This is a genomic window from Streptomyces poriferorum, assembly GCF_019399235.1.
Lineage (GTDB): Bacteria > Actinomycetota > Actinomycetes > Streptomycetales > Streptomycetaceae > Streptomyces > Streptomyces poriferorum.
On sequence record NZ_JAELVH010000136.1, the window covers coordinates 1 to 24,326 of the forward strand.

Genomic DNA, 24,326 nt, shown 5'->3' on the forward strand with positions numbered 1-24,326 from the left:
CGCGCCCCGTGTTGTCGCCGCGGCTGCCCCGCCGGAGCGCCGAACTCGGCCCTCTCCACTCCGCCAGGCCCGACGCTCCGCATTCGACAGACCGTCGTTCATCGCTACCGAAAGTGCAATGCGTCGCGGTCCACCAGCCAGCTGGTGGACCGCGACGCTTTTTTGGGGCTAATTGAACGGCCCGTCTAAGAATGGGGCAGAACCTCGACCTTTTTTGGTCAACGCAGCAAGAGACCTTCCGACAGAAACGATGCTGAGATCGAGTACATAGACACGCCCCTGCGGAAATGCTTTACGCCGCGCCGCCGATCCCCACGGGCCTTCTCGTCACGCCTTGATGCCCAGCGGCGGGTTGTGGCTGACATGAGGCGTGCTCCGGCCCCAACCGGAGCACGCCATGTATCCACATGCCTCTGGAAAGACGTCAGCGCCGAAGGTGAGACAGGCGCTGTGCCGCAATACGCCTGATTCGCTTGGTTCGCCCATTTTCCGAGAGCCTCTGCAATACGGCTGGCTCTTCAGAAAATTCTGCTAGACGAACCTGCAACCAATCGGACCACGATTGCTCGACGCCATCGACAGCGAGAAGACTCGCTATCGCACGGGTCTGATAGATACCGACCTCTGTCGCGCGGCGAGCCGCATAGTCCCGGTTCCTTTCCGATTGAAGCTGGGCGATCCAGGTCCCCCGGGAGTTCTCCGAAACCTTTCCCAACACCTGCAGAACGATCCCTAGTGCAACGTTCGGATCAGGTTCCAGGGCTACGGCTTCGAAGAGAAGAGTAAAGCATTCACTCTTCTTGCACGCATCTCGGTAGAGGGACCACCGCTCGTGCTCGTCGGCCGCGCTAACGAGCACTGATCCGGTACTCCGGGCCAACTCTGCGAGAATGTCTTCAAGACGTCCGTGCATTTAGCACCGTTCCCCGGTCTCAGGATCCTTGGGATGATTCCTGTTATATTCGGCCATTTTCTTTTTGATACTACGACGGATCAGACCCTTGTTCGCGTCTACTATCTTCTGCTGGGCACTTGTCAGTTCGGGATTTCCAGACAGCGGCTTGCCATTCTGCCCGATCTGTATGTTATATCCCTTGCCCTTGAGGTGCCCGTGCGGATCCGGGTGATCATTGGCGTAGATCTGGAAGATGTAGTCCCCGGATCGGAAGATCGTCCCGGATGGGCCATTTCCCGTGTTATGGACAAGGACCGGGGTGGCGCCTGCCAGCACATAGTACGTGTGCAGACCCTCGATACTCAGGTCGTACGTGACGCGCTGCGCTGTGTACGCCTTGATGTCGAGCACCACTGCGGGTCCGCCGGAGGCGTTCTGAAGCTTCTGGCCGGCCTTGAGATCGGCGGCCTGGGTCCAGGCGTCCTTGGTGGCTTCGTAGAACTGGTGGTGCTTGGTGGTCTGGATCGTCTTCGGGCCGGACTTCGTGTCGACGACGACGTCGACGTAGTCGCGGTCCGTCTTGGTGACGATAACCGCCTTGACCTTGTGCTTCTCCGTCTTCTTCTTTCCCGGTTCGGCCGTCAGGACGTAGTCCCCGACCTTTACCTCGGAGATCGGCTTGGTCGTGCCGTTCGCCAGCAGCACCCCGGTCAGGCCCGTGAAGCTGTGCGGAACGCCAACCCGGCAACTGCCACCCGGAGACGTGGGCTCACCGTCCGGCTCCTGCTTCGCCGGCGACTTGCGGCCGAACTTGCTGGCCGCCGCGCCGAACACACCGCCCGTTGCCGCGCCCACCGCCGAGGCCTTCGCCGCGCCGGAGACGCTGCAGCCCTCCTCGCTGGCCGCGCAGGAGATGCCGTAGCCGACCGCGCCTTCCGCAGCGCCGCCCGCAGCACCCATCGCCGCGCCGTTAAGCGCCTTGCCGCCGACACCGGCGAGCAGGCGGCCCACCGCGCCGGAGGCCGCTCCGCCGGCCGCGCCGCCGAGGGCGCCGGTGAGGGCTCCCACGCCGACCGCGGTCGCGAATCCGCCCAGGGTCTTGGGGCCGTCACTCATCGCGTAGCCGACCGCGTTGGCTGCGGCACCTGCCAGGGCACCGCAGCCGATGACGCCCACGCCACCGGTCGCCGCGGTACAACCCGCGAAGACCGCCACACCAACCGCCACCGAGGCGATCGTCGAAGCGTGCTGCTTCACGAAGTTGGCTGTGGCCTTCGCCGCCTTCTTGACGGCCCTACCGACCTTCTTGGCGGCCTTCACCACCTTGTGCGCCACGCTTTTGACGGCCTTGGCGACCTTGCGGACGGTTTTCTTGACCTGCTTGACGACCTTGTGGACGTATTTCTTTACGCGCTTGTACGTGCGCTTGACGTATCTCTTGACCTTTTTGACGCTGTCGGCCACATAGTGCACGGCCTTCCGCACCACGCGCTTGGCCTTCTTGACAACCTTCTTGACCGCCTTCTTGATTTTCTTGGCGGCGGCCTTGACCTTCTTCGCGACCTTCTTGACGGCCTTCTTGGTCTTCTTCCAGGCCGACTTCGCGACCTTCTTGACCTTCTTCTTGACCTTCTTGATGGCCTTGTCGACGAAGCTCGGCCAGTGACCCGTCGGGTCCGTCGCCGTCATCGGGTTCTGGTCCGCGTACGCGTAGCGGTTGGCGGACACCGACGTCGGCAGCGGGTTCATGCCCACCGTGTCGCGGCTGTTGAACTGACCGGTCTCCGGTGAGTACCAGCGCGCCGCCATGTTGACCTTGGCGGTCTCCGGGTCCGTCCACCCCGACTGGTAGCCGAGGTGTCCGACCATGCCGGTCGACTCCTCGACCTTCCCGAACGGGGAGTACGTCGTCGAGCCGGTCAGCGCCTCGCCGTCCGCGGTGAACTGACCCACCACGTCGTCGTGGATGTCGGTCAGCGCGAGCACCGAGCTCATCGCCGACTTGATGCCCATCAGCGAACCGTCGACGTTGCGGCTGTACGACGTACCGCCGTCGGACGCCACGTCGTTGCCGGCCCCGCTGTACGCGAAGTCGTACATCGTGCCGCCCTGGCCGTCGGTCGCCTTCAGCGTCCGATCCAGGCCGTCGTACGTGTAGGTGCGCTCGCCCTCGCTGATGACGCGGTTGAAGGCGTCGGCCTTCACCGACGTCTGCACACCGGCCTCGTCGGTGACCGAACTCATCGTGCCGCGCGCGGTGTACGTGTACGCACCCTGGCCGTCCGAGGTGAGGCGGTTGCGGGCGTCGTACGTGTAGGTGTCACCGCCCACGCGGGTCCGGTTGCCGGACGCGTCGTAGCCGTACTGTTCGGTGGCGCTCCCGTTGTTCCAGGACGACAGGCGGTTCGCCCAGTCGTACGTGTACGTGTTGGTGGTGGCCCCGGCGACACCGGTCGTCGTCTTCGACGTCTCGTTGCCGTTGAGGTCGTAGCCGTAGGTGAACGACGCCAGCGACTTGCCGGTCGGTGACGTCAGCTTGTCCGTGGTCAGCTGGCCCAGGGAGTCGTACGAGAAGTCACGCCGCCCCTTGCCCTGGCCGTACTCGATCGACGTCACGTTGGACTCGGTGTCGTACCCGTACGTCATCGACGTACCGGTCGCCCCGTCCTGCGCCGACTTCAGCCGGCCCGCAGTGTCGTACCCGAAGGTCGACGTGCCCGACGCGTCCTTGCGCGAGGTCATCGCGCCATTGCCGTCGTAGGCGAAGGAGGAGGTTCCGGAGGGCCCGTTGGCGCTCAGGAGCAGACCTCGGTCGTCGTAGGAGAAGGTGTTCTTCTCCTCTTCCGTACCCGCGACCGAGGTGACCTGGTCGTCGTCGTCATAGGTGTAGGTGTGGTCGGTGGTCTCCGCCTCCGCGCCCGTGCCGTACTGGCGGACCAGCCGGCTCCGGTCGTCGTACTCATTGCTGACGACGACCCCGCCCGGGGAGCGCTGCTCCTGGGGGCGGCCCGCCGCGTCGTAGATCATCGTGAACGTGCGGTCCACGAGATCCGGATGCGCCGGGGTGGACGGTTCGATCTCCTTCTCCGCCATGCCCCACGTGTTGTACGTGGTGAGGAAGGCGTTGCCGCGGCCGTCGGTGAAGCGCGTGCGGTTGCCCGCCGCGTCGTAGCCGAAGGTCGTGGTGATCGACTCGGTCTCCGAGACCGGCTGGACCGCCTTGGTGATCAAGCCCGTCGCGTCGCTCGTGAGCGTGACGGTGTGGCCCCGGTAGTCGGTCACCGACGTCGGGTTGCCCACCCGGTCGTAGGTGGAGCTGCTGGTGCGCAGCACCTTGCCCGTCGCGTCCAGGTCCTTGGTGGCGGTGAGCTGGCCGTAGCCGTCGTAGGTGTTGGCGGTGCTGGTGCCGTCGGCGTCCACCGACGTGAGCGGCCGGCCGTCCATGTCGTACGTGAAGCGGCTGGTGGCGCCCGCGGCGTCGGTCACCTCCGTCGTCTCGCCGATGACGTTGTACTTGTAGGACTCGCTCACCCCGGTCGGGCTGACCGTCCGGGAGAGTTCACCTCCCGGTGCGTTGTACTCGTTGATGGAGGTGTACGCCCGCTGGGTCGGCTGGCGCACGATGTCCGTGTCCGTGACCGGGCGGCCGAGGTAGTCCCAGGTGGTCTCCTGGCGGGCGCCGCCGGGCCGGGTGGCCGACAACTGGTCGCCGTTGGCGGTGTACGTGTACCGCGTCGTGGCGCCGCCGGGCTCCTTGACCGAAGCCAGGTCGCCGAGCTGGGTGTAGGCGTACTCGGTGCGCTTGCCCAGCGGGTCGACCTCGGCGGTGACCTGACCGAGCTTGTTGTACTCGTTCCAGGTCGCGGCCGTGATCGGGGCCGAGGCCCCCGGCGGGGTGTAGTTCGGCATAGTCGTCGAGGACTCCTGGCCCTCGGCGTCGTACGCCGTCGTCACCACGTTGCCCAGCGGGTCGGAGGACTCGGTGTCCTCGCCGAACGTGTTGTAACCGGTCATCGACACCGGGCGGACCGACACCGGGGTGCCGCCGCCGGTCTCACTGTTGACCGCCGGCTCGGTGACGCTGGTCTGCTGACCGGCCTCGTCGTAGCCGTAGTCGGTGGTGACTCCGTTCTCGTCGGTCATGGCCAGCGGCAGACCGCGCTGGTCCAGCTTCCAGCTGTTGGTGCGGACCGAACTGCCCGCTGCGGGCAGCGTGCCGCCCTTGAGTGCGGTCACCTGGGCCGCGGTCAGTGCCTCGCCGTAGACCTGGATGTCACTGAGCGAGCCGTTGGTGTTCTCCTTGCCGGGGATCCTGCGGCCGATCTGGAGCGGGCCCGTGGCGTCCCAGGGCGTGGCGAACGCCGTCGAGGTGCCGGCCTGCACGCCGTTGACGTACAGACGGATCTGGGCCGCTTCCTTGTCGTACACACCGGTCAGGTGGGTCCAGGTACCGGTGGTCACCGCTGCGGTGCCGGAACTGGCCCTCACGATGACCGGGCTTGCCATGTCCGAGCTGTGCCGGTTGAACGTCCAGCCGTACGCCGTGGAGTAGTACAGCTGGAAACCGCTGGCGGACTCCCCGGACTGGGCCAGGAAGGTGTTGTTGGCCGCCGTGGAGTTCAGCTTGACCCACGCCGAGACGGTGTAGGAGCCGCCGGTGTTGACCACCGCGCCCTTCGTCTCGCCGTAGGCGTTCGCCGTGCCGTCGAAGACGGCGGCGCCACCGTGCTCGGTGGAGTGGGTGACTCCGCTGCCGAAGGTGACGGTCCGGTTGCCACCGGAGGAGTCGGCGGCCGACGTGCCACTGGTCTCGCCCAGCTTCCAGCGGGCCACCGGTGCGGTGGTGCCGTCGTGGAGGGTGGATCCGGTGACGTTGCCGAGGTTGTCGTAGAGCGTGTCCTCGGTGCTGGTGCGGCCGGCTGCCGGGTCGAGGTCGGTCTCCGAGACGACGTTGTCGTCGGGGTCGTAGCTGACCTTCGTGGTCCGGGCGAGGCCGCCCGGGTCCAGGACCGACGACGTGGTGCGGTCGGAGGCGTCCACCGTGAACGTGGACACGGTCTGGCCGTCGTTGGTGACCTGCTTGACCAGGTTGCCGGCCGCGTCGTAGGTGTTGGCCTCCTCGGTGAAGGAGAGGCCGTTGGCCGGGTCCTTGCGCATCACCGAGGCGGAGAGCCCGTCGTCGGTGTACGTGTACGCCGTGACGAGGCCCATCGCGTCGGTGATCGACGCGAGCCGGCCCGCCGGGTCGTAGGCCCGGGACTCCTGCACGAGGGTCGTGGCCGGCGAGGGGTTCGCCGGGTCGCCCGTGTAGTTCAGCAGGTTGGTGGTGAGGGGCCTGCCCTCGCCGTCGAAGGTGTACGTGTTGACGTTGCCGGCCGGGTCGGTCTCCTTGACCTTGTTGCCGTACACGTCGTACTCGAACGACGTGGTGTCGCCGCCCGGGTCGGTCCGCGACGCCATGCGGTTGTACGCGTCGTACGTGATCGACGTGGCGCGGGAGGTGTCACCGCCGGTCAGGTCGGCGACCGTCTGGGAGAGGACGTTGCCGTCGGGGTCGTACACCGTGCTCGTGCGCCCGGTGTGGACCGCGCCGGTGACCCGGTTGGTGACCGGCGGGTCGGTCTCGGTGAGGACCTGGTCGTCCTTGTCGTACGTCAGGGTCGTGGTGATGCCGCCCGGCTGGGCGTCGGTCACCTCGGTCCTGGTGAGCTGACGGCCGAGGTTGTCGTACGTGCTCCGTTCCGTCGCCCCGTTGGCGTCCGTGGTCTCGGCGACGTCACCGTTGGCGAAGTAGGAGTACGCGGTCTTCCGGCCGCCCGGTGTGACCACTTCGGCGACCAGACCGGCCGGCGCCTTCGCGGTGCCGCCCTCCGCCGCCGCGGTGGTGGCGGTCGTGTACGCGGTGGTGGCGGTCCGCCCGTTCGGGTGGCCCGGCACCGGGGGCGTCGTCACCGAGGTGAGGTTGCCCGCCGTGTCGTACGCGTAGCTGGTCAGGTACGTGTTGTCCGTCGGCCCCGAGGAACGGCCGTCGCGCTCGGTGAGCACCAGGTCGTTGCGCGGGTCCATCGGCGGGAACGCCGTGGTCGAGTCCGGGTAGTAGGTGTAGTAGTCGGTGGCGCACTTGCCCGCGGCCGTGTCCTGGCACATGGTCTGGGAGACCGTGTTGCCGCGGATGTCGTGGCCGGTGATCGAGCGGTTGCCGTTGGCGTCGGTCACGGTGCGCAGGAAGCCCGCCGTGTCGTAGCCGAAGGTGGTCCGCTTGCCGTTGGTGTCGATCGCGGTGAGCAGGCGGTTGCCCATCTCCGCGTCGTACACGTAGGTCATCGTCTTCTCGGTGGGGTCGGTGAGCTTCACCGTCCGCACCGGGGCGACGCCCGCGGATGCCTTGTACGCCGACCAGTGCTGCTCGACCTGCTCCTCGGTGAGTCCGCCCGCGTGCACGGCGACCTCGGCGATGGAGCCGGTGAAGTAGCTGACGTCGGCGGGAGCGCTGATCCAGCCCTTGGCGAAGCCCGCGCCGATGAACGTGCGCGTGTTCGTCTGGTCGTTGGGCGCCCCGGTGAAGTCGGCCTGCTTGACTCCGTCCACGTACAGGGTCTGCGTGGTCCCGGTCGCCGAGAGCACCGCGTGGTGCCAGGCGTTGTTGTCGACCTTGTCCTTGGACCCGAAGTCCGTGGTGGCCGAACCGGACACGCTGTACCAGTGGCCGCGGAGCTTGCCGTCGGCACCCACGTACAGGACGGGGTCGATGGGACCGCTCGCCCCGGCCGCGTCGTTGGGCGCCTTGGTCTGGTCGGACACCAGCACACCGGGCTTCGCGGTCTTGAACCACAGCTCGACGGAGCGGTCGCCCTTGCCGTGCCACGACGCGTAGGGGATCTCCGCGAAGGAGCTGGTCCCGTTGAACTGCGCGGCCGTGACGTCACCGGTACCGAACGGTCCGGCCACGCCCTGGGTGACGCTGTTGTACGTGCCGAAGCCGGTGTGCAGCTCGTTGGCGGCCTGGGCCGCGCCCTGGGTGTCGTCCAGGCGCCAGTAGCCGGCCGGCGCCGATCCCATCACCGCGGAGCGGTAGACCTGGGACGAGCCGGTGACCGTGGCCGGGGTGAGCTTCCAGGTACCGCCGTCGCCGTCGGTCGCCTGGACGACCAGGTCGTCGGTGGTGCCGTAGGTGACGGCCGACTGGGTCTTGCCGTTCGGCGTGGTGATCTTGTTGAGCAGTCCTGCGGACCGGGTGGCCGCCTGGTACTGCGCGGTGATGACCGACGGGTCGAGCGCCTCGGTGTAGACGGCGACCTCGGCCAGCTGTCCGGAGTAGTGCCCCAGCTTGTCGGAGGCGTTCATCGCGGGCCAGCCGTCGGTGTTCACCCCGGCGCCGAAGGAGATGTAGGGCTGCTCCCAGTCGTTGATGGTGCCGGCGAGGGTGCCCTGCTTGGCGCCGTCGAGATAGAGCGTCTGGGTGGTCGCCGCTCCGGTGAGGGCCACGTTGTGCCACTTGCCGTCCGTGACGGTGGCCGTGGACGCGATCGTGGTCATGCAGCCCGGGGACATGGCGAGGCAGCCGCGGAGCTTGCCGTCCGTGCCGACGTACACCGCCGGGGTGTTCTTCTTGGTGTTCGCGACCGGGTCGGCGTCACTGAGCGGCTTGTCCCCGTAGTAGAAGAGGACACCGCCCGCCTGCGTGGTCTTGAACCACAGCGACACCGTCGTGTACGAGGGCGTGGCGCCCGGGGCGCTCGGGACCTCGACGTACGACGTGGTGCCGTTGAACGTGGCGGCCTTCTGCGTGGACCCGGTCAGCGGACCGGTCCCGCCGAGGGTCACGTTGCGGTAGAGGCCGTTGAACCTGCCCTGGTTGAGGTCGACCGTGTCGCTCGCGACCGTGCCGCTGGTCTCCCCCAGCCGCCAGTACGCGAACGGGTCCGCGTCCATGACGGTGGTGCGGTAGTGGTTGCCCGTGGCGTAGCCGTAGACCGTGCACTTGGTGGGATCGGCGGGCGGGCAGACCTTGGTGAGCTGGTCGCCGGTGTAGCCGTAGTTCCAGACCTGGGCGGTGCTCGTGTCCCCCGCCTTGGCGGGGTCCGTGGTTACGGTCGCCACGTGCGGGGCGGTGGCCCCGGCCGGGGTCTGCCAGGTGAAGGACAGCGACCGGTTGGAGGTGGTGTTGGTGACCTTGCTGAGCTTGCCGCTCGTGTAGGTGAAGGTCTCGGCGCGGTTCGCGTAGTCCTTGATGGAGGAGATCGCGAACGTGCCGGCCTTGCCGGTCACCGCCTGCTGGAAGTTGTAGGCGGTGAAGTCCTTGTCGGTCAGCGTGTAACCGCCGCCCGACGCGGCCGGTGCGAGGCGCGCGTACCGGCCCATCGGCGGCACGAAGGTGCCGTCGGCGTTGCGGCCGAAGGCGACCTGCTCGCCGCCCGGGTAGGTGATCACGACGCTGGTCAGGGTGCCGGCGCCGTCCTTCACCTCCGCGGCCGTCATGTCGGTGACCGTCGCCCAGCCGGCGCCGAAGCCCCCGTCGGTGCGCGGGTCACGGCTGTTGTAGGAGCGCTCCACGGACAGCGAGGGCCCGACGACCTCGACCTCGGCGTCGGTGTCCTCGGTGGTGTAGTTGGCGTCGCTCGGGTCGAACTCGTGGCCGTCGGTGTTCTGGGCGAGGCCCGAGGTGACCGGCGGCTGCGGTACGGCGGTGGCGAAGCGGCTCGCCGAGTACATCACCGAGTCGTATCCGTCGGTGACGCTGACGTACCAGGCGTAGTTCTTGCTCCACTTGAGCTTGCCGGCGGGTATCTTCCAGCTGCTCTTGGAGATGATCCCGGAGGTGGCGACGGGCGTGGTGCTGTCGCTGTCCGCGTCGTACACCTCGAAGGCGTACGTGAGGGCGGCCATCGGCCACTTGTCGGCGTCGCTCGCGTAGACGAGCAGCTCCGGCTGGAGGGTGTTCGACTGGTGGTTCTCCGGCGGGTACTGGGCGTTGATCTGCGGCGCCGTGTTGGGCGTGTAGGTCAGGTCCAGCGCGGGCCGGAAGCCGGCCGTGGTGCTGTTGTCGGAGTGGAACTTCTTCCAGTGCAGCCCGTCGCCGGTCGGCGCGGTCAGGGCCAGGCCGTAGTTGGCGCTTCCGGTGGCGACGCCGTCGAACCAGTCGGTGGACAGCTTGACCGGCATCTTCGTGCCGACGCTCATGGCGTTGGCACTGTTGCTGCAGGAGGCTCCGGGGGCAGGCGTGGCGGTGCCGATGGCGGCGCCGTAGGCCGGCCCGGGGTAGGAGGTGACACCGGCCGGGGTCCAGGACTTGGTGATCGGACTGACCGAGAACGGCTCGGCGGTGCAGGTCGCGGACCAGACCGCGTACACGTTCAGGGTGGCGGCGGTGACCCGCTGGCCCTTGAGCGTGGTGCCCAGCGTGGAGAACTGGAGGAACGAGTTCGCCTTGTTGGTGCCGGAGTCGTAGCTTCCGACCTTGATCTGGTTCTCGGTGGAGTGGTCGCCGCCGATGGTGTTCTGCGCGTACGTCGTGTTGCCGGCGGTGACCGTCGGGTCCACGGTGACGGGATAGGCCCGGGCCGGGTCGTCCAGCCAGTCGCGGTCGGCGGTCAGCCGCAGAGCGGGCTTGCCGTCGGCGGTGGTCAGTTCATAGGTCACCGCGCGGGACATCGCCGCGTCGCCGGAGCGGGGGTCGATCCTGGAGTCCTCCATGAAGGCGTGGGGAATGGTGGCGGTCACCTCCCCGTCCCCGTCGGTGAACTCCACGTCCCCGTTGTCCGCGATGCGAGGGGTGAGCCCCTGGACATCGAGGGGGAACAGCCAGGAGTTGGGTGCGTCGGCCGACCGCAGGACCAGCCGCTCCTTGAAGCCCTCGGCGAGCGGGGAGAGCAGCAGGTCGGTGTCCGGCAGGACGTCGGCGTACGTCGCCGTGTTGTCGGCGTCGACGGTGACGACGGCCTTCTTCGCCCCGCGGAGCGAGTAGGCGAGGCTGCGGCCGGCGCCGAAGCCGACGGAGGCGAGCTGCTGGTCGCCCGCGTCCGGAGCGAACTCGACGTCGAGGGAGTTGGCGGTCTGCTGGAGCCTGCCGTCCTTGTCCTGCGCCAGGTCGGTGTCGATCGGCTTCCAGGTGCCGTCGGCGCCCTTGAAGTTGGACCGGCCGGCGTAGTGCCGGACGGTGGTCGACCCGTCCGTGTTGACGAAGTAGTCGGAGGTCGCCGTCGACTTCTTCGCGTTCCGCTTGCTGGTCTTCGCGTCGAAGCTCTTGGCGTTCCCCGCGACGGAGTCGGTCACGGTCGTGCCGGGGCGGTCGTCGGCCCGGGCGTAGGCGTCGAGTTCGCCCTTGCCCTTGCCGGCGCTGTGACCGACCGCGGTCCTGCTGCTGGTCTGGTCCGCGGTGGCGGTGTGGCTCTTGCCGCGCGCGGTACCGCTCTCCTGGTCGGGAGTGTCCAGGGGGGACTCGTCCAGCCACTTCCACAGCCCGGACAGGGACATCTTCGGCATCGAGAGCGCCGGAAGGGTCTCACCCGTGGCGGACGCCGTCTCGGTCGTGAGCATGCACGAGAGCGAGACGAGTACGGCAACTGCCGTGCCTCGCGCCCTGCGTCGCCCGACGGGGCCTGGGGGGAACAACGATGATGGTCTTCGCCATCGAGCACGCATCGGGGCTGCTTTCTCTTCACAAGGCCTACATATGGCCTCGCGAGATTGCCCTATACACCGACACGAGTTCTACTCATTCCCGGCCGATCTTATGCGATGTTTATCTCATCGGGTCCGTTCGGCCACTTCACCTGCTACTGAACGGCCTTGACGGCCCGTCGGACGGCGTCCGCGACCTCGTCGGGCACCTCGCCCCCCGGCGCGACCACCGTGAGGTTGCCTGCTTCCGCGTCGCCCGGCCCCGGCCCGGTTCCGACCACCACGAACCGCACGTGGGGGTGGCCGGCCGCCGCCTTGCGCACCGTCTCCGTCTGGGCCTTGCCGGCGGCCAGCACGACCTCGCAGTCCCGCTGGATCAGCCCGTTGAGGTGCGGCAGCGCGTTCGCCGCGGTCTGCTCGCCCATGACCGGGACATGAGTGACCCGGGCCCGTGTGTCACCGGAGGCCGCCTCCATCCCCTGCCAGACGGCGGCGGCGGGGGTGCCTGCCGCGATGCCGTCCTCGCCGGTGAGCAGACACGCGTCGACGTCCTGGTACTGGCGCGCCCTGGCGTCCGGTGGGCCCGCCGGTTCGTCGTCGCCGCCGAACACCCACACGGCGACGAGGGCGCAGACGACCAGCAGTGCCGCGCCGCCCGCCCACGCTCCACGGCGCCCGCGCAACAGCGCCGCCGTGTGCTCAAGGAGCAGTCGGACACGGGGAATGCGGCGCTGCGGCTCGGGTGTCCTGCCCCGCCAGGTCCGCCGGGTCCTCATGCCGTGCCGTTCGCGTCAGCGCGGTGTGTCCGCCAGGGAGCCCAGGCGAACAGGGCGTGCGCCGCGGCCCCCAGGGTGGTGACCAGGACCAGCAGCAGATCCGCGGCGAACTCCGCGCCCTGCGTCTCCTCCGGGGTCAGCGCCGCCCAGAGCACCCAGGCCACGTTGGCGGCCGCGAAGCCCGCGAACGCCGCCCAGTCGACGGCCCGCCGCCGCCGGGCGGCGATGGCGAGGGACGGCACGAAGGACAGCATGCCCAGCGTGACCACGGGTACCGCGGCCAGCAGGACGCGGGGCGTCGCGGTCATCACCACCGCGAGCGGCGAACGCAGGCCTGCCTCGGCGGCGTGGGGCACAGCAGGCTTCACGCTTGGTTCCTTAGGGGAGCGACGCGGGCGGCCCGGCATGGAGCGGATCGGACCGTTCGCACAGACGCCCGATGGATTCGGACGCCGTAGAGTACACCGCTCCTTCACAGGTCCGACACAGCGGGCGCCCCGGCGCCGGGGGACGGGGGCCGGTCAGCCCCCGCACAGCTCCAGCATGACCTTCTTGTCCGCGGTGGTGACCGAGAGCTCGTACTTCAGCGAGACCTGGGCGAACCGCAGCGCGTACGAGCAGCGCACCGGCTTGTACGGCGGCAGCCACGACGCGGGGCCCGAGTCGCGCTTGGCGTTGTTGGCCGGGCCGTCGACCGGGAGAAGGTTCAACGGATCGTTCGCGATCTGCTGCCTCTTGGCCTCGTTCCAGCGGGCAGCGCCCATCTGCCAGTCGTACGAGAGCGGCATGACGTGGTCGATCTGGACCTTGGTGGCCTGCTGCTTGCGCCACTCGATGGATGAGCCGGTGTACGGGTCCATGAGCGTCATGGCGATGACCACGCAGTCCGAACCCGACCGGAGTGCGACCTTCTTGCCGTCCCTGGCCAGCAAGTCGTTCCGGGTGTCGCAGCCGTTGCGCGAGAGCGGGATGCCGTCGACCGAGTCCTTCCAGGCGTACCCGAACTTGTCCCGCTCGTAGCCGGTCTTGGGGCCCCGCCCCTTGGTCGCCACCTTCTCGATGACCTTCCGGGCCGCCGCCCGGTCCGCGTCCGAGGTGAGGGGGGCGAGGCCCGGCTTCGTACCGTCCGGGTTGTCCAGCGGGCTGGCGCCGAAGCCGGTGGCGGACCGGCCGCCGCCGTTCGCGCTGCTGCTCGCCCCACCGTCGCCGGAGGCCACCTGTTCGGGGTCACAGCCGGTCAGGGCCAGTACGGCCGCCACGCCCAGGGCGGGCACGATCACTCGACAATCGCGGGGAGATATCACTCGAAGCCGTCCTGACGGGGAGAAAGCCGAACCAACCCGGGAATCCTACGGACGTCTGCCCCGTCAGGGAGTGTTCATGGCACCCAGTCACTCCGGATGCGGCCCGGATCACACCTTGCCGATGCCCAGCGTCGTCTCCATCGGCAGCAGCCCGGAGCCGATCGCCGCCACCCACAACGGGCCCAGCAGCTCCACGAGCCGCTCCCGCTCCTCGTCCCGCAGTGCCCGCCACGGCGCGGCCGCCGCCTCGTCCGTGCGCCGCTCGACCTCGGCGCGCAGCGCCCTGCCCGCCTCCGTCGCCGTGCCGTCGTCCGCCACCAGGTGGCGCTTCAGCAGCCGTTCGCGGGCCTCGGCCCAGTCCTCGGCGCTCCAGCGCCGGCTCGCGAACACCTCCGGGCGCGCCGCGCCGATGGCGGCGAACGAGACCAGCGCCTCGGCCGGGTCGAGTTCCGCGTCGGCGAGCGCCGCGAGATGGCCGTCGCCGCGGTGTTCGCGCAGGACGGTCGCCGCGTGCCAGAGCACCAGGTGCGGTGCGTCCGGCCAGGGCAGCGCGGCGTTGGCGGCGGCGAGCGGGCGGCCCGTCGTGTCGGCGGCCTCCGCGACGCGTCGCACGAGCGCGGCGGCCTCGGCCGTGTCCGGCGCGGTGGCCGCCTCCCCGAGGATCGTCCGGTACGCGCGGTCGACGGCCCGGCCCCTGGCGGCGAGCACGGCGTCGGGCGAGGCGACGGACCAGACGGCGGGGACGTACTCGTCCACCATCGCCGGGCTGAAGCTGTAGAAGGTCTCCGCGACCCGGCCGGCCCCGGCCCCTTCCTCGCCGAGCGGCGCCGCCCGCCACGCGAAGTAGCTCGGCCAGCGCTCGTCGACCGCGTACCCGAGCGCCGCGGCCTCCTCGAAGGCCTCCGGCGCGTAGTAGAGAACAGCGTGCAAGGGCTCCAGCAGGTGCCACATCTGTCGTACGCGACCCAGTTCGTCGGACATGTCTCCGCCTTCCGCGGCAGCTTCAATCTTGCCAGTGACTAGATGTTCCTCGGCAGTCAGACTGCACCCCGTCCAGTGAACTTGTCAATGACTAGATTGCGCGTAGGGTTCCCTCCATGAGCAGCGACCGCACCTACCACCACGGCGACCTGCGGCGGGCCGTCCTCTCCGCCGCCCTCGACGTCATCCGCGCCGAGGGCCCCGCCGCGCTGAGCCTGCGCGATCTGGCCCGCCGGGCCGGCGTCTCCCACGCCGCCCCCGCCCACCACTTCAAGGACCGCACCGGCCTGCTCACCGCCGTCGCCGCCGAGGGCTACGGGCTGTTCGCCGACGCCCTGGCCGACGCGCCCGACCTGCGGGAGCGGGGCGTGCGGTACGTACGGTTCGCCGCCGAACACCCGGCCCACTTCCAGGTGATGTTCCAGCCGGATCTCTACCGCGCCGACGACCCGGACCTCCTCGCGGCCAAGGAGCGGGCGTCGGTGGCGCTGCGCGCGGGCGTCACCGGACTCCCCTCCGGCGGCGGGGACGACGCCCGGCTCACCGGCGTGGCCGCCTGGTCCCTGGCCCACGGCTTCGCCACCCTGCTGCTCAGCGGCAACCTGAGCGAGGCGGTCGGCGACCGGGACCCGGAAGAGGTGTTCCGGGCGCTCGCCACGCCGGTCTTCGCGCCGGACGGGCCCAACTGACGCTCACCCGGCGGGAATAGCCGACGCCTCCGCGTGATTGGCCATGTCGTGCGCACGTGATCCACGAGACGGTCATCCGAAGAGAACGAAGGCGGGAACCATGGAATCCACGAAGGCGGCACGGCATACGGGCGTCGCGCTGTTATCGGCACTCGCTCTGGTGGCGCTGCCGGTCGTCGGCGGACAGTTCACCGGCGCCTCCGCGCAGGCCGTGGCGGCCGGTAACGGCATCACGCCGCAGCCGGACCGCGGCGCATGGCAGGGCGGCTGGGCCGCCTCGCCGCAGGCACCGACCGAGGTCTTCACGCCGAACTGGTCGCGGCAGGGCTTCGCGGACCAGACGGTCCGACAGGTGGTACGGGTCAGCACGGGCGGCACCCGGGCCCGCGTCGAACTGTCCAACCGCTACGGGAGCACGCCGCTGCGCATCACCGGGGCGACGGTGGCTCGTACGGACAACGGAGCCTCGGTCGCCGAGGGTTCGGTCCGGCGGCTGTCCTTCGGCGGGAACGCCGCGGTGACCGTCCCGGCGGGGTCCGACGCGACCAGTGACGCGGCGCCGTTCAGGACCCGGGCGCTGGAGTCGCTGACCGTCACGCTGTACCTGAGCGCACCGACCGGCCCCGCCACCTTCCACATGATGTCGTCGGCCACGAGCTACCGGGCGCAGGGCGATCACCGGGCCGACCGCGACGGCGCGGCGTTCACGGAGACCAGCGAGTCCTGGTACTACCTCACCGGCGTCGAGGTCGGCGGCGGTGGCGCCCCGCGCGGGAACGGGGTGGTGGCGTTCGGCGACTCCATCACCGACGGCGTCGGATCCACGCCGGACACGAACAACCGGTACCCCGACGAACTGGCGGAGCGCTTCGCGGCCACCGGAAGGCCGCGCAGCGTCCTCAACCACGGGATCGGCGGCAACCAGGTCACGAACGACACGGACTGGGCCGGGGAGAAGGCCGTGGTCCGCTTCGAGAAGGACGTGCTCGACGAGCCGGGCGTGGGCACGGTCATCGTGCTGGAGGGCATCAACGACATCGGGGCGAGCGGTGCGGGCGGGGTCGGCGCACCCACGCCCGAGGTGTCCGTCGCCCAACTGGTAGCCGGGCAACGGTCATTGATCCGCCAGGCGCACGCCAAGGGCCTCAAGGTGATCGGCGCGACGCTGACGCCGATCAAGGGCTCGTTCTACGACAGCCCCGTCAACGAGGCCAAGCGCGACGCGGTCAACGACTGGATCCGCACGTCGGGCGCGTACGACGACGTGGTCGACCTGGACCGCGCCGTGGCCGACCCCGAGGACCCGGACAGCATCGCCCCGGCCTACGACTCGGGCGACCATCTGCACCCGAGTGACGCGGGCTACCGGGCGATGGCCGGGGCGCTGGACCTGCGCAGGCTCTGAGGACCCTGCCGCGTGCGGCAATCCACCCCTCGACGAGCCGCGTGCGGCCCTCCGCCTATCGACGCGGAGGGCCGCACCGGCTCCTCACGACCCCAGGATCGTGGTGAGGAACTCCCCCGTCCATGCCAGCAGTTCACGGCCGACGACCGGCTTGCCGCCGATCCTTCCCGCGGTGGGGCGCGGCACCAGGATCTGGTGCAGGGCCGGCTTGATGATCGTCTTCGGGTAGAGGCGCTTCAGGCGCAGCTCCTGCGACTCGCGCAGCTCCACCGGCGCGAAGCGGATGTTCGACCCCTGGAGCAGGATGTCGCCGACGCCGCAGGCGCGGGCCAGCATCCGCAGTCCGGCGACCAGGAGGAGGTTCTCGACCGGCTCCGGGAGCTTGCCGTAGCGGTCGGTGAGCTCCTCGCGCACCGCCCTGATGTCGTCCTCCGAGGAGGCCGAGGCGATCGAGCGGTAGGCCTGGAGGCGCAGCCGCTCGCCGGGGGCGTAGTCGTGCGGGACGTGTGCGTCGACCGGGAGCTCGATCTTGACCTCGAGCGGCGGCTCCTCCTCCACTCCGCCTTCGAGAGAGGCCCGGTAGCCGGCGACCGCCTCGCCGACCATGCGGATGTACAGGTCGAAGCCGACCCCCGCGATGTGGCCGGACTGCTCGCCGCCCAGCAGGTTGCCCGCGCCGCGGATCTCGAGGTCCTTCATGGCCACGTACATGCCCGCGCCCATCTCGGTGTGCTGGGCGATCGTGGCGAGACGCTCGTGGGCCGTCTCGGTGAGCGGCTTCTCCGGCGGGTAGAGGAAGTAGGCGTAGCCGCGGTCGCGGCCACGGCCGACGCGGCCGCGCAGCTGGTGGAGCTGGGAGAGGCCGAAGTTGTCGCCGCGTTCCACGATCAGGGTGTTGGCGTTGGAGATGTCGATGCCGGACTCGACGATCGTCGTGGAGACCAGGACGTCGAACCTCTTCTCCCAGAAGTCCACCACCACTTGTTCCAGGGCCTGTTCGGACATCTGGCCGTGGGCGGTAGCGATCCGCGCCTCGGGCACGATCTCGCGGAGGCGGGCGGCGGCCCGGTCGATGGACTCGACCCGGTTGTGGATGTAGAACGCCTGGCCCTCGCGAAGCAGTTCGCGGCGGATGGCCGCGCCGATCTGCTTCTCCTCGTACGGGCCGACGAAGGTGAGGACCGGGTGGCGCTCCTCGGGCGGGGTGGTGATCGTCGACATCTCGCGGATGCCGGTCACCGCCATCTCCAGGGTACGGGGAATGGGAGTCGCGGACATCGTGAGGACGTCCACGTTGGCGCGGAGCTTCTTCAGCTGCTCCTTGTGCTCGACGCCGAAGCGCTGTTCCTCGTCGACGATGACCAGGCCGAGGTCCTTGAACTTGGTCTCGGAGGAGAAGAGGCGGTGCGTGCCGATGACGAGGTCGACCGAGCCCTCGCGGAGCCCTTCGAGCGTCGCCTTGGAATCGGTCTCGGACTGGAAGCGGCTCAGTGCCCGTACGTTGACGGGGAACTGGGCGTACCGCTCGGTGAAGGTGTTGTAGTGCTGTTGGACCAGGAGGGTCGTGGGGACGAGGACGGCGACCTGCTTGCCGTCCTGGACCGCCTTGAAGGCCGCCCGTACGGCGATCTCCGTCTTGCCGTAGCCGACGTCGCCGCAGATCAGGCGGTCCATGGGGACGGACTTCTCCATGTCCTCCTTGACCTCCGCGATGGTGCTGAGCTGGTCGGGCGTCTCCGCGTACGGGAAGGCGTCCTCCAGTTCGCGCTGCCAGGGGGTGTCCGGGCCGAAGACATGGCCGGGGGCCGCCATCCGGGCCGCGTAGAGCTTGATCAGGTCGCCCGCGATCTCCTTGACGGCCTTCTTGGCGCGCGCCTTCGTCTTCGTCCAGTCGGCGCCGCCGAGCCGGTGCAGGGTCGGGGCCTCGCCGCCGACGTACTTGGTGACCTGCTCCAGCTGGTCGGTCGGGATGTACAGCCGGTCGCCGGGCTGGCCGCGCTTGGCGGGGGCGTACTCGACGAGGAGGTACTCGCGGGTGGCGCCCTGCACCGTGCGCTGCACCATCTCGATGTAGCGGCCCACACCGTGCTGCTCGTGGACGATGTAGTCGCCCGTCTCCAGCGTCAGCGGGTCGATGGACTTCCTGCGGCGGGCCGGCATCCGGCCCAGGTCCTTGGTGGCGGTGCGCTGGCCGGTCAGGTCCGTCTCGGTGAGGACGGCGATCCTGAGCTCGGCGTCGACGAAGCCGTGGTCGATGGCGCCGCAGGAGACGTGGACGAGGGACGGGGTGATCTCGTCGAGGTCCGCGTCGAGGCGGGCCGGGACGCCTTCGCCGCTCAGCACCTCGACGGTACGGGAGGCGAGGCCCTGGCCCTCGGTGACGTACACCGTGCGCCAGCCGTCGGCCAGCCAGCCCTTGGTGTCGGCGAGCGCGCGGGCGGTGTCGCCGCGGTACGCCTCGGGTGCGTGCATCCGGAGCTTGAGGGTGTCGTCGTCCAGTTCCTCGTCGGCGGCGAACGGGGAGACGGACCACCACATCATGTTCAGCTCGCGGGCCCGGTCGCGGACGTCCGCGATGCCGCGCAGCGAGGCCGCGCCGACGTCGATCGGGGCCTCGCCGCCGCCCGCCGTGGCCGCCCAGGACGCCTCCAGGAACTCCTGGCTGGTGGCGACCAGGTCCGCGGCCCGGGTACGGACCCGCTCGGGGTCGCACACGACGGCCATGGAGCCCTTGGGCAGGACGTCGATCAGCAGTTCCATGTCGTCGACGAGGACGGGGGCCAGGGACTCCATGCCCTCGACCGCGATGCCCTCGGCGATCTTGTTGAGGAGTTCGCCCAGCTCGGGGTGGGCCTCGGCGAGCGCGGCGGCCCGCTCGCGGACGTCGTCGGTCAGCAGGAGCTCCCGGCAGGGCGGCGCCCACAGCCCGTGCTCGGCGATCTCCAGCGACCGCTGGTCGGCGATCTTGAAGTAGCGGATCTCCTCGACGTCGTCGCCCCAGAACTCCACCCGGAGCGGGTGTTCCTCGGTCGGCGGGAAGACGTCCAGGATGCCGCCTCGTACGGCGAACTCGCCGCGCTTCTCGACGAGTTCGACCCGGGAGTACGCGGCTGCCGCGAGCGCCTCGACGGTCTTGCCGAGATCCGCGCTCTGCCCGATCCGCAGCGCCACGGGCTCCAGGTCCCCGAGCCCCTTGACCTGCGGCTGGAGCACGGAACGGATGGGTGCGACGACGACGGAGACGGGCCCGGTCTCCGGGTCGTCCTGCCTCGGGTGCGCGAGGCGCCGCAGCACGGCCAGCCGGCGGCCCACGGTGTCGGAGCGGGGCGACAGGCGCTCGTGCGGCAGCGTCTCCCAGGACGGGTACTCCGCGATCGTGTCCGGCGGCAGCAGGGTGCGCAGCGCGGCCGCCAGGTCCTCGGCCTCGCGCCCGGTCGCGGTGACGGCGAGCACGGTCCGCTTCGAGTCCCGGGCGAGGGCCGCCACGGCGAAGGGCCGGGCGGCGGGCGGGCCCACCAGGTCGATGTGCATCCGGTGCCCGTCCCCGGCGGCCTTCACCGCTTCGTCGAGCGCCGGATCACGTACGACGACATCCAGCAGACCGTGCAGGCTCATGAAGGGCTTCCGTCCGGGTAACGAGGGCGACAATCTGGCAGCCGGCTGCTGCCAGGGGCAACGCGAAGGGCCCGACACGTCAGACGGGCCGGGGGTTACCCCAGCGTACGACTCCGGGGTGACAGCCGCGCCCGCAACCGGGCAGCGCGCCGCGCCGCGGGGGCCGGCGGGTATGGAATCCGGCAAGGTCCCCGCAGACGAATTCCGGCCCCGGGCGCTTGGAGGAGCGCCCGGGGCCGGAATCTTCAGTCTATGCGGACCGCCCGGGTCACCCGTCCGTGGCGATGGCGTTCAGGACGTTCATCCGTCCGGCCCGGAAGGCCGGGACCAGCGCCGCGAACAGTCCTACGAAGGCCGAGGCGACGAACACCGTGATGATCGTCGGCCACGGGATCTCCAGGACGCCGAAGCCCTCCAGTGCCAGCAGCTTCTGGGCGGAGGTGCCCCAGCCCATGCCCAGGCCGAGGCCCAGCAGGGCGCCGAACAGGGCGATGACCACGGACTCCAGCCGGATCATCCGGCGCAGCTGGCGGCGGGAGAGGCCGATGGCGCGCATCAGGCCGATCTCGCGGGTCCGCTCGACGACCGACAGGGCGAGGGTGTTCACGACCCCGAGCACCGCGACGATGATCGCCAGGGCGAGCAGGCCGTAGACGATGTTCAGCAGCTGGCCGATCTGGTCCTTCAGGTTCTGCTTGAAGTCGGTCTGGTCGAACACCTTGACCGTCGGATCGCCGGCGACGGCCGCCTTGAGCGACTCGTACGCCTGGTCCTGCTGGTCCGGAGCCGCCTTCGCGAACAGCATGGAGTCCAGGGGCATGCTTACGGCCGGTACGTACCGCGCGACCGTGGTGAGGTTCGTGTACATCGCCCCGGAGTCGAGCGCGGAGTCGTCGGAGGTGACCGCGGCGATCTTCAGCCGGGCCGGTCTGCCGTGGTCGAAGGCCACTGTCAGTTCGTCACCGACCTTGACGCCGTGGCGCTCCGCGAACTCCGACCCGACGGACATCGCGTCCTTGCCGTAGGCAGCGGACAGGTCTCCCGAGAGCGTGTCGCGTGACAGATCCTGTGTGTACGTCGGATCGGTGGCGCTCAGGCCCACCTTCTCGGTGGAGCCGTCCGACAGGGTCAGCCGGGCCTGTACTTCCTTCGCATGCGTGACGTGTGCGAGGTGCGGGGCCCCCTCGACCGCCGCACTGGTCTGCTTGGTGAGCGGCCTCCCGTCACCGCCGCCCACCTGCACGATGAAGTCCGCCCCCACCGACTTGTCCAGTGCGTCGGTGGCCGAGGCGACCATGGAGGAGCCCACCACCGACAGGCAGGCCACCAGGGCCAGGCCGATCATGAGGGCCGCACCGGTCGCGCCGGTCCGGCGCGGGTTGCGCAGCGCGTTGCGCTCGGCGAGCCGGCCGACCGGGCCGAAGAGCCTGAGGACGACGACGCTGAGCGCCCGTACGACGACTCCGGCGAGCAGCGGGCCGATGACGATGAAGCCGATGAGGGTGAGGACCACACCCAGACCGAGGAAGGCCGAGCCGTCGCCCGCCTCGTCCGCCTGCGTCGTCGCCCACAGGGCGGCGGCACCGGCGCCGGTGAGGACCAGGCCGATACCGGCCCGGATCCAGCCGGACTTGGCGTCGGCCGGTGTTCCGGCGTCGCGCAGCGCGGCCATCGGGGAGACCTTGCCGGCCCGGCGGGCCGGGATGTAGGCGGCGAGGACGGTCACGATGATGCCGAGTGCGAGGCCGATCACGGGGGTCGTCCAGGCGACGGTGAGGTCACCGGTGGACAGTTCCATGCCGATGGCGCCCATGAGCTTCATCAGCCCGACGGCCAGCCCGACGCCGGCGGCGACGCCGAGGATCGATCCGACGATGCCCAGGAGCACCGCTTCGAGCAGCACGGACCGGTTGACCTGCTTGCGGCTGGAGCCGATGGCCCGCATCAGGCCGATCTCGCGGGTCCGCTGGGCGACCAGCATCGAGAAGGTGTTGACGATCAGGAAGATGCCGACGAGGAAGGCGATCCCGGCGAAGCCGAGCATCGCGTACTTCATCACGTCGAGGAAGTCGCCCATGGAGTCCTTGTTGGCCTCCGCGGCTTCCTTCTGGGTCTGCACCTTGTACGCGGCGGAGCCGTCCAGTGCGGCGGCGACGCTCTGCTTCAACTGCGTGTCGCTGACGCCGGGTTCGGCGGTGATGGAGATCTGTGTGAAGACGTCGGGGCTGCCGAGCAGCATCCGCTGGGCGGTGGCCGTGTCGAGGTAGACGATGGCCGCGCCCGGGTTGGTGACCTTGAAGGTGGCGATGCCGCTGATGCGCGCCCTGACATCACCGGTGACCGCGATGGTGCGCAGTTCGTCACCGATCTTCAGGTCGTGCTTGTCCGCGGTGTCGGCGTCGACCATGACCTCGGTCGGGCCGCGCGGGGCGTGACCGGAGGTGATCTCCATGGAACGCAGGTCGTTGGTGGTCCAGTTGCCGGCCAGCGTCGGGGCGCCCGTGTCGGAGCCCATGTTCTTGTTGTGGCTGTCGACGACCGTGACCGCCGAGCTGGAGATGGCGCCTTCGGCCTTCTTCACCCCGTCGGCCTTCTCCACCTGGGCGACGACGGAGGCGGGCAGCGACTGGGGCTTGCCGTTCTCCGGGGTGTCGTCGACCTTCGCCGTCTTCGGGCTGACGGTGACGTCGGCCGACGTCGCGGCGAAGAGCTTGTCGAACGTGGTGTTCATCGTGTCGGTGAACACGAGCGTGCCGCACACGAACGCCACCGACAGCAGGACGGCGACGGCGGAGAGCGCCATGCGTCCCTTGTGCGCGAAGAAGTTGCGCATCGAGGTCTTCCAGACGGTCATGACGTCCGCCCGCGCGCGTCGAAGTCCTTCATGCGGTCCAGCACCTGGTCGGCGGTGGGGTTGAGCATCTCGTCGACGATGCGCCCGTCGGCGAGGTACAGCACACGGTCGGCGTAGGAGGCGGCGACCGGGTCGTGCGTGACCATGACGATGGTCTGGCCGAGTTCGTCGACGGACTTGCGCAGGAAGTTCAGCACCTCGGCGCCGGCCCGTGAGTCCAGGTTTCCGGTCGGCTCGTCACCGAAGATGATCTCCGGCTGTGCGGCGAGCGCCCGGGCCACCGCGACGCGCTGCTGCTGGCCGCCGGAGAGCTCCGTCGGCCGGTGCTTGAGCCGCTCGGCGAGACCGACGGTCTCCACGACCTGGCGCAGCCAGGCGGCGTCGGGCTTACGGCCCGCGATGTCCATCGGCAGCGTGATGTTCTCCAGCGCGTTGAGCGTCGGCAGGAGGTTGAACGCCTGGAAGATGAAGCCGATGCGGTCGCGCCGCAACTGGGTGAGCTTCTTGTCCTTGAGCCCGGTGATCTCGGTCTCCGCGAGGTGGATCTGCCCGGAGGTCACGGTGTCCAGACCGGCGAGGCAGTGCATCAGCGTGGACTTGCCGGAGCCGGACGGGCCCATGATGGCCGTGAACTGGCCGCGTGCGATGTCGACGTCGACGTGGTCGAGCGCGACGACCCGGGTCTCACCGACCCCGTACGCCTTGACGACCTGCCGCGCTCGCGCAGCCACGGCCGTACGCCCTCCAGTGCCCCCGTGCCTGGGAATGGTTACAGCCGTTGTCACGGTTTTTCTCCTATGTCGGTCGACGACAGCTCGTCGCTGTCTGCTGTGAAGTCTGGTCGTGGGAGGGGGTCCGGCGCGCTGGTGCCCAGCGCAGTCTTCGGGTGGGGTTTTCCCCACCCCGCCCCCTGTGGTCTGCCGCAACCCCGGTGCATGACCACGCTACGGAGCGGGTGGGGCGGGGCACGTCCTCCGCCGGGAGGAACGGTCCCTGGCCAGATGTAAGGAGGTCCCCCTAGGGGTCTGGTCCCCCGGGTGGACACGTCTCTCAGGGCCTGCGCCCATGGGTCCACACCGCTGGGTGGAGCGGCGGGGCCCGGCCGTACGCGAACGCCCTGCTGAGGGACTTCAGCCGCGGCGTCCCGCGCCCGGGGCCGTCGCGGTACGGGGCCTCGGGGCCAGCGC

At 69.6% G+C, this 24,326-nt stretch carries 10 protein-coding genes; 2 read left to right on the plus strand and 8 right to left on the minus strand.

Translation table 11 applies throughout. The features are described 5' to 3' along the window. Positions 1-913 precede the first annotated feature (913 nt). The 5 genes from JGS39_RS22745 to JGS39_RS22765 form a co-directional block, all read right to left on the minus strand. Positions 914-11,431 (minus strand): LamG-like jellyroll fold domain-containing protein, encoded by a 10,518-nt coding sequence (locus tag JGS39_RS22745; RefSeq protein ID WP_264302775.1) that lies wholly within the window; start codon positions 11,429-11,431, stop codon positions 914-916. A gap of 239 nt (positions 11,432-11,670) precedes the next feature. Beyond that, positions 11,671-12,291, minus strand: coding sequence for a type 1 periplasmic-binding domain-containing protein (locus tag JGS39_RS22750; RefSeq protein WP_219571233.1), 621 nt, complete (start codon positions 12,289-12,291; stop codon positions 11,671-11,673). Further along, positions 12,288-12,659, minus strand: a complete 372-nt coding sequence (locus JGS39_RS22755) for a hypothetical protein (RefSeq protein ID WP_219571234.1) — start codon at positions 12,657-12,659, stop codon at positions 12,288-12,290. Before JGS39_RS22755 ends, JGS39_RS22750 begins: the two co-directional genes overlap by 4 nt. 153 nt (positions 12,660-12,812) lie before the next feature. Next, positions 12,813-13,595, minus strand: coding sequence for an HNH endonuclease family protein (locus JGS39_RS22760; RefSeq protein WP_219571235.1), 783 nt, complete (start codon positions 13,593-13,595; stop codon positions 12,813-12,815). Between the two features lie 108 nt (positions 13,596-13,703). Then, positions 13,704-14,576, minus strand: a complete 873-nt coding sequence (locus JGS39_RS22765; protein ID WP_219571236.1) for an SCO6745 family protein — start codon at positions 14,574-14,576, stop codon at positions 13,704-13,706. A gap of 116 nt (positions 14,577-14,692) precedes the next feature. Here JGS39_RS22765 and JGS39_RS22770 point away from each other — a divergent pair, with 116 nt between their 5' ends. Next, positions 14,693-15,265 carry a TetR/AcrR family transcriptional regulator gene (locus JGS39_RS22770; RefSeq protein ID WP_219571237.1) on the plus strand — a complete coding sequence of 191 codons (573 nt, stop codon included), beginning with the start codon at positions 14,693-14,695 and terminating at the stop codon, positions 15,263-15,265. 100 nt (positions 15,266-15,365) lie between these two features. Beyond that, complete coding sequence (locus JGS39_RS22775) at positions 15,366-16,670, plus strand: SGNH/GDSL hydrolase family protein (protein ID WP_219571238.1); 1,305 nt, start codon at positions 15,366-15,368, stop codon at positions 16,668-16,670. Positions 16,671-16,754: 84 nt separating this feature from the next. Here the strand turns inward: JGS39_RS22775 and mfd are convergent, their stop codons facing one another. The 3 genes from mfd to JGS39_RS22790 form a co-directional block, all read right to left on the minus strand. Continuing rightward, positions 16,755-20,285, minus strand: coding sequence for a transcription-repair coupling factor (mfd, locus tag JGS39_RS22780; protein WP_219571239.1), 3,531 nt, complete (start codon positions 20,283-20,285; stop codon positions 16,755-16,757). A gap of 268 nt (positions 20,286-20,553) precedes the next feature. Further along, on the minus strand, positions 20,554-23,139 hold the full coding sequence (locus tag JGS39_RS22785; protein ID WP_219571240.1) for an ABC transporter permease: 2,586 nt from the start codon (positions 23,137-23,139) through the stop codon (positions 20,554-20,556). Beyond that, on the minus strand, positions 23,136-23,924 hold the full coding sequence (locus tag JGS39_RS22790; protein WP_148019058.1) for an ABC transporter ATP-binding protein: 789 nt from the start codon (positions 23,922-23,924) through the stop codon (positions 23,136-23,138). Before JGS39_RS22790 ends, JGS39_RS22785 begins: the two co-directional genes overlap by 4 nt. Positions 23,925-24,326: the final 402 nt, after the last annotated feature.

Coding starts and splice junctions, on each gene's coding strand:
- JGS39_RS22745 (WP_264302775.1), bottom strand. CDS start 11,431: ATGCTCACGACCGAGACGGCGTCCGCCACGGGTGAGACCCTTCCGGCG.
- JGS39_RS22775 (WP_219571238.1), top strand. CDS start 15,366: ATGGAATCCACGAAGGCGGCACGGCATACGGGCGTCGCGCTGTTATCG.
- JGS39_RS22765 (WP_219571236.1), bottom strand. CDS start 14,576: ATGTCCGACGAACTGGGTCGCGTACGACAGATGTGGCACCTGCTGGAG.
- mfd (WP_219571239.1), bottom strand. CDS start 20,285: ATGAGCCTGCACGGTCTGCTGGATGTCGTCGTACGTGATCCGGCGCTC.
- JGS39_RS22750 (WP_219571233.1), bottom strand. CDS start 12,291: ATGAGGACCCGGCGGACCTGGCGGGGCAGGACACCCGAGCCGCAGCGC.
- JGS39_RS22770 (WP_219571237.1), top strand. CDS start 14,693: ATGAGCAGCGACCGCACCTACCACCACGGCGACCTGCGGCGGGCCGTC.
- JGS39_RS22785 (WP_219571240.1), bottom strand. CDS start 23,139: ATGACCGTCTGGAAGACCTCGATGCGCAACTTCTTCGCGCACAAGGGA.